Raw genomic sequence first — 6,557 nt, 5'->3', positions numbered from 1 at the left:
CATCATAGTGAAATTCAAGCACAGTCTTATTGGGAAAGTGAACGCAGTGGTGACTGGGTTCGGGAGGCTTTGGCTTTTGAGGGGCATCGTAGGAAAACAGGGCAATGGGATAAATTGGCAAATCATACTTCTCATAAAGACGAGCAAAGTAGCGAAACATACGCTTGTCAAAGCCCGGTTGTTCCTGAGCTTGATGCTCCAGATGCACCAGAAAACAGGCATCATGATTCTGGAACTTGGCTTGTACCAGCAGATCGGTTTCGTACTTCGCGCCCACAGTAACATCAGTAAACAATTCCTTGTCCAGAAAAATGATGGAGTCAGGATCCATATAGGCTGCAACCTCTGGGAAAAATAGTTGGATAAATTCCCAAAAGAAGGTGGTGAGCAGTTCTTTGAAGAGGCGATCGTGGTCAATCATGGTTGCTGAAATTGGGGAGCTTCCTGCAAGACAGGATTCACGTCATACCAACGATCGCCCTGATACTGATACTCAAATACATACAAACTTTTGAGAGCGGTTTCATACTCCTGTTCACCCGCCAGGGACTTATCTTGAGCAACTCGCCGCAGCAATGCCCACTCATCGGTAGTAATAGAGGTAGTCAGGGTATTCCGATAGGACTGGATTACCGATTCCAACTGCGATCGGGCAAAGGGCGGATCACTGCGACGCAGGCACTCATACAGCAAAATCATCAAGTTGCGGGCGTGTCCCCCACTGACACAACACAGCCGATCCAGGGTTTCTGCGCTGTCAAACACCTCGGTTACCAAATCCATCCGGTTGACAGGGTGCTTTTGGGGAAAAGCTCGACTCAAGACCATCTGTCGCAATAGCGCTATTCCCGGTTCACAGAGACTTCCATTCCGCAGTGTGACAGGCACCATTGGCAAGATTTGAGGCTGCCCAAAACGGTTGCGAATAGTTTCGATGTAATTGGAAAAGGTGAGTATCAAAGGAATTGTATAGATTACATGGCACTTGAGGCGACTCAGTTGATCAGCACGGGTAACAAACAGGTATTCAGGACGCAGTTGACCTGTGGGGTGGAGGCGATTTTCAATGCGATCGAGGTCATCGACAATGGCCACCAAGCCCTGTTTGCCCTTAGCCTTTAGTTGGGCGATCGCCGGAGTCAGCAGTTCATTGTTAATCGAGTCTAGAATCAGTTTTGTGCGAGGTTCTACATGCTCTCGAAACCGAGGCCGCACTTGCGGGCTGCTTTTGGTCGTGGTGGTAATTTCAGCAATCAGGAATGAAAACTTAGCATTGGTTTCAATCTCAACAGGTGCTTTCAGAATCTCTACCACTTCCTGGATTAGTCGCATCAGGTAGGAAGGCTTAATGTTGATACCGCTGGCCTCTAAGCTGGCACTGACCTGCCCTGCGATCGCTAGTAAAATATCACTGATATCTGCATCCTCTAGCTCCACATGCCGCCGACTTTCCATATACACCACATGGAAGTCATCCTTTTCTAGTAGTGCTTTTAAGTACAACAATTCCGTAGATTTACCGCAGCCAATGTGTCCGGTGAATAGTTGGCAGGTTGGTTCATCGGTATATAGCCGAACGATCGGTCGTCGCAGTGCCTCCAGAATCTTGTTACCCCGGACAGAGGACAAATCAATGTAATAGGGACGCTGGTCGGCTTTGCTGACATCCAACGGCTCATAGGGACGGCAGGCTTTGCTGAATTGGGCAAGGTTAAGTTCCATAATCTTCCTCTTCCTAACTAGCTGGATGGAACTGCATCTGCATCATAACTTGCTGGCTATCTCGATCGCCCCAGGGCCAATCTCTGGTTTGTCGTGTTCCTGGGTGTGAGTCATACTAGATCATGCACAAACCACACCTTGCTCCATCTAGTGAATCCTATGGCGACCCTTTCTCCCAGCCTTAAACAGCGTCTGGCAGAGCCACTACGCATCGGTACTGTCACCGTTGCCAGTCGGGTGTTGCAGTCGCCCCTGTCTGGTGTGACTGATTTGGTTTTCCGGCGGTTGGTGCGGCGCTATGCTCCAGACTCTATGATGTATACCGAAATGGTGAACGCTACTGGTTTGCATTACGTCAAGCAGTTGCCCAAAATCATGGATGTGGATGATAACGAGCGTCCTATCAGCATTCAACTGTTTGACTGTCGGCCTCAGTTTTTGGCAGAAGCCGCAGAAAAGGCCGTGGCAGAGGGTGCAGACACGGTAGACATCAACATGGGCTGTCCTGTGAACAAGATTACTAAGAATGGGGGTGGCTCTTCCCTGTTGCGGCAACCAGAGGTAGCAGCAGAGATTGTGGCAACGGTGAGTCGGGCGATCGCCCCTGTGCCTGTTACCGTCAAAACCCGCATCGGCTGGACAGATAACGAGATCAACATTCTTGACTTTGCCCGTCGCATGGAAGATGCAGGTGCCCAACTGATCACCGTGCATGGGCGCACCCGTGCCCAAGGCTTTAATGGCCCCGCTCGCTGGGACTGGATTCGGCGCGTTAAAGAGGTGCTCACGATTCCAGTGATTGCCAATGGTGATATTTTCTCGGCTGAGGCGGCTGCCCGCTGTCTAGAAGCAACTGGAGCCGATGGGGTGATGTGTTCCCGTGGCACTATGGGTTATCCCTTTTTGGTGGGAGAGGTGGACTATTTCCTCAAAACGGGGCAAGAAAAGCCAGCGCCCACGATCGTACAACGGTTGCACTGCGCCTACGATCACCTGAGGATGTTGTGGGAATATAAGGGCGATCGGGGTGTGCGTCAAGCCCGCAAACACATGACTTGGTATGCCAAGGGGTTTCCGGGTGCTGCTGACCTGCGCGGCCAGCTTTGTCGCATTGAAACCGTTGATGAAGGGCTAGCCCTGCTAGAACAGGCGATCGAGCGGGCTATGGCAATGGAAGATAATGCCCCAACTGCCACCCATTGCCATGACGACTAGTGAAGATTTGTTGAGATCTGTTAGGTGGCCAAGTGCTGCACAAAAGCATAGTGTTCAGGCGATCGTAGCCCCAATCGATCGTCGTAGCAGCACTGGTGTTTAAAGTTGGCCTCATTATGGGTTAAGCTCAGCAGGACTGTTCTGGCCGCAACTCGAGTGCCTAAGCTAGGGTAGACACTAACCCTCGATCAGCGAGACCTTTGCATCTTCAAGTCCAGTGATGGTCAAGCATTGTTCCTTTGCCCTGCCTAGAAAAAGCCTGATAAAATGATGGCTAACTCTGGCTAACGGTGACTGCCCTATGCCACCAATTCAGCCCATCCAAACGGAAGTAGCTCCTCAGTTGTTAAGGCAACAACAGCATGATTTCTACCCCAACGGACATTGGTACCCTGATTGTGTCCTCACCAGAAACCCTAGGAGGACGACCCCGCATTGTGGGAACCCGCGTGTCGGTACAACGCATTGCAGGCTATTACAAACTGGGTTGGAGTGCAGAAGATATTTCTGATCGCTTAACCACGGTTACCCTGGCACAGGTTTATGCAGCCTTAGCTTACTATCACAGTAATCGGGCTGAAATTGAGGCAGCCCTTGCTGCGGAAGCCGCTGAATATGAACAACGTGCCGCCACGATCGGTACCTAAACATGACTACTATTCGTCTATACATTGATGAAGATGCGATGGATCGACGATTTGTGGAAGCGTTACGCCTTCGTGATGTGGATGTGATCACCCCAGGGGAAACCCGAACCACCGGGTTTAGCGATGATGAGCAACTCGTGCTGGCTATGGAGCAAGGTCGAGTATTTTACACCTTTAACGTGGCAGACTTTTGCCAGCTACACTTCCAATGGTTGGAAGCAGGGAAAGCCCATGCAGGCATCATCATTTCATCCCAGAACTATGCCTTTGGGGAACAATTGCGGCGGGTTTTGAAGCTGATGTCTGTCTGATCGGCTGAATCTATGATGAACCAGCTAGCATTTCTCAGCGCCTACCCACCCGATTCATAACGCCACCCTACACCATCCACCACCAACCATCCATTCCTCATCCGCTGCCACCCATGATCCCAGACCAACTCCTCGCCCTGATCCACCAAGCTGCTGCCGAACAGTGGCGCGAACTCGACCTCAGCGGCAACAACCTCACCACACTGCCCCCGGAAATCGGCAGTCTCACCCACCTAGAAACCTTGATTTTGGGCAAGGTGGAAACATGGGAGTGGAGGTGGGAAGGTGACAGATTCAAACCAGTGCCAACGCTGTCAACCAATCAACTCTCTGAGCTTCCCCCAGAGCTAGTCGCACTCAATAACCTAAAGACCCTTTACCTGAGTGGTAATCCTCTAGCGGTGGTGCCAGAAGTCGTGTTTCAACTCCACACCCTAGAGTCCCTAAGTTTGGTCAGTACAGGCTTAGCTGAGTTACCCGAAGCGATTACCAACCTCACTCACCTGAAGGAGCTTGACCTCAGTTTCAATCAACTCAGCGTCCTCCCGGCGGCGATCGGCCAACTAACCAACCTCAGCCAGCTTGCCCTCAGTTTCAATCAACTCAGCGTCCTCCCGGCGGCGATTGCCAACCTCGCCAACCTGACCACGCTTGACCTCCATAGCAACCAAATCAGCCAGATTCCCAACAGTTTAGAAACTCTGTCCAGGCTCAAAAGACTTGATCTACGGCGAAATCCATTACCAATTTCTCCAGAGATCCTGGGTTCAGCAGACATGCATAAAGATCCGGGTTCGGTAGCGGAGATTTTTAACTATCTGCGCCAACTCCGTAGTGGTGAGGTGCGACCCCTTAATGAGGCTAAGTTGCTGTTGGTAGGGCAGAGCAGTGTGGGCAAAACCTCTCTAGTCCAGCGGTTGTGCCATAACCAGTTTGACCCCCACCAACCCCAAACCGATGGCCTTAGCGTTACCTCCTGGATCATCCACGTCAATAGTAAGGATGTGCGCCTCAACGTCTGGGACTTTGGTGGGCAAGAAATTTACCATGCTACCCACCAGTTTTTCCTTACCAAGCGCAGCCTCTACCTGTTAGTGTGCAACTGCTGCACCAGCGAAGAAGAAAACCGCTTAGATTACTAGCTCAAGCTAATCGACAGCTTTGGCGGTCAATCCCCCGTGATCATCGTCGGCAACAAAAAGGACGAGCAACCCCTGGATATCAACCGCCGCGCCCTGCAAGAAAAATATCCCAACATCCAGGCAATTATCGAAACCTCCTGCCAGACCGGGGAGGGTATCCCTGAACTGCGCGAGGCAATTCACCAGCAGGTCGGCAACCTGAAGGAAGTCTACGACCTCTTGCCCCTCTCCTGGTTTGCGGTCAAGGAGCAACTGGAACATTTGGATCAGGACTTCATCAGCTACAGTCACTATCTGGGCATTTGCTATCAGCAGGGCATCACCGAAGAGGCAAACTAAGACCAACTGATTCGCCTGCTGCACAACCTAGGGCTGGTGCTCAACTTCCGCGACCATCCCTTATTGCAAAACACCAGCGTCCTCAACCCCGATTGGGTTACTCAAGGCATCTATGCCCTGCTCAGCGACGATGACCTGAAAACCAAAACCAAGGGCATCCTCACCCCCGCCGACCTCAGCCGCATCCTCGACCCTCAGCGCTACCCCCCAGAGCGCCACCACTATCTCACCGAACTTATGCAAGAGTTCCAACTTTGCTTTCGCTTAACCAATCAAACTTTTACGCAAAGTTCGCTTCTCCCCTTGGGAGAAGGATCTAGAGTGAGTGAACACTGCTTCCTCATCCCTGGCTTGCTCCCCAAAGAACAACCCGATGACATCACCCTTGAAGGCGACACCCTAGAGTTTCAATATCACTACCGCATTCTGCCCGATAGTATTATCTCCCGCTTCATTGTCCTCACCCACCAGAAGATCCACAACCACACCTACTGGCGCAGCGGCGTGATGCTAGCCTACCGCGAAGGCAACGACACCTGCAACATTGCCCGCATCAAGGCAGACAAAGCTGACGGCAAAATCTTCATTAGCATCAGTGGCAGAGAAGAAACCCGCCGCGTCTTCCTATGCTTGATACGGGACGCATTCGCCAAAATCCACACTAGCTTTGGCAACCTGGAAGTGAGTGAGTGGGTGCCTGTCCCTGGTCATCCTGACTATCCTCCCCTCGACTATCAAGAACTCTTAGGCTTAGAGGCAATGGGCGAATCAGAGTGTGCGATCGGCAAACTCCGCATCAAGGTCAACCTGCGCCAACTGTTAGATGGCTATGAGTCAATTGAAACCCGCCAACGCCGATACCAAGACAAGGATGGCAGAACCGAGTACTACATTTACGGCGACTACATTCACGGTGATAAAGCTGGCGGCGATAAAGTCGGGGGTGATAAAGTCGGACAAGACAAAATCGGGCGAGACAAAAGTGAGTAAGACAAAATTCAGTAAGATAAAGAAGGCAAGACAACCTAGAGTAGAAGCGGGTTTGGGGAGACTGCACTTCCGCAGCAACGCATCGGTAACCCTTCGCCCCAGCGTCACAATCCCAGCAGTTGATCGGGGTCAATCCCTTGTGCTCTCAACAGCGCCTCTAACTGTTCAGCTCGATGCTGTGCCTGCTCCTT

General features: G+C 51.5%; 5 protein-coding genes and 1 pseudogene. 4 read left to right on the top strand and 2 right to left on the bottom strand.

Translation table 11 applies throughout. The features are described from left to right. A partial coding sequence (locus NZ772_11400; GenBank protein MCS6814150.1) for an Rpn family recombination-promoting nuclease/putative transposase occupies positions 1-421 on the bottom strand: 421 nt, incomplete at its 3' end. Next, complete coding sequence (locus NZ772_11395) at positions 418-1,722, bottom strand: ATP-binding protein (protein MCS6814149.1); 1,305 nt, start codon at positions 1,720-1,722, stop codon at positions 418-420. The genes NZ772_11400 and NZ772_11395, both read right to left, overlap by 4 nt. A gap of 159 nt (positions 1,723-1,881) precedes the next feature. On the opposite strand from NZ772_11395, the gene dusB reads away from it, so the two are divergent. From dusB to NZ772_11375, 4 genes and pseudogenes are all read left to right on the top strand, one after another. After that, positions 1,882-2,937 carry a tRNA dihydrouridine synthase DusB gene (gene dusB, locus NZ772_11390; protein ID MCS6814148.1) on the top strand — a complete coding sequence of 352 codons (1,056 nt, stop codon included), beginning with the start codon at positions 1,882-1,884 and terminating at the stop codon, positions 2,935-2,937. A 365-nt stretch (positions 2,938-3,302) separates the two neighbouring features. Next, a complete protein-coding gene (locus tag NZ772_11385) occupies positions 3,303-3,584 on the top strand; it encodes a DUF433 domain-containing protein (GenBank protein ID MCS6814147.1) in 282 nt (93 codons plus the stop codon). Positions 3,585-3,586: 2 nt separating this feature from the next. Then, positions 3,587-3,895: a DUF5615 family PIN-like protein gene (locus NZ772_11380; GenBank protein MCS6814146.1), complete on the top strand. Its 309-nt coding sequence runs from the start codon at positions 3,587-3,589 to the stop codon at positions 3,893-3,895. 113 nt (positions 3,896-4,008) lie between these two features. Next, a pseudogene (locus NZ772_11375) lies at positions 4,009-6,231 on the top strand (GTP-binding protein). Positions 6,232-6,557 lie beyond the last annotated feature (326 nt).

It is taken from the genome of Cyanobacteriota bacterium (assembly GCA_025054735.1).
Taxonomy (GTDB): domain Bacteria; phylum Cyanobacteriota; class Cyanobacteriia; order SKYG9; family SKYG9; genus SKYG9.
The sequence above is the reverse complement of the archived record's forward strand: the minus strand, read 5'-3'. Positions and strand labels throughout refer to the sequence as shown.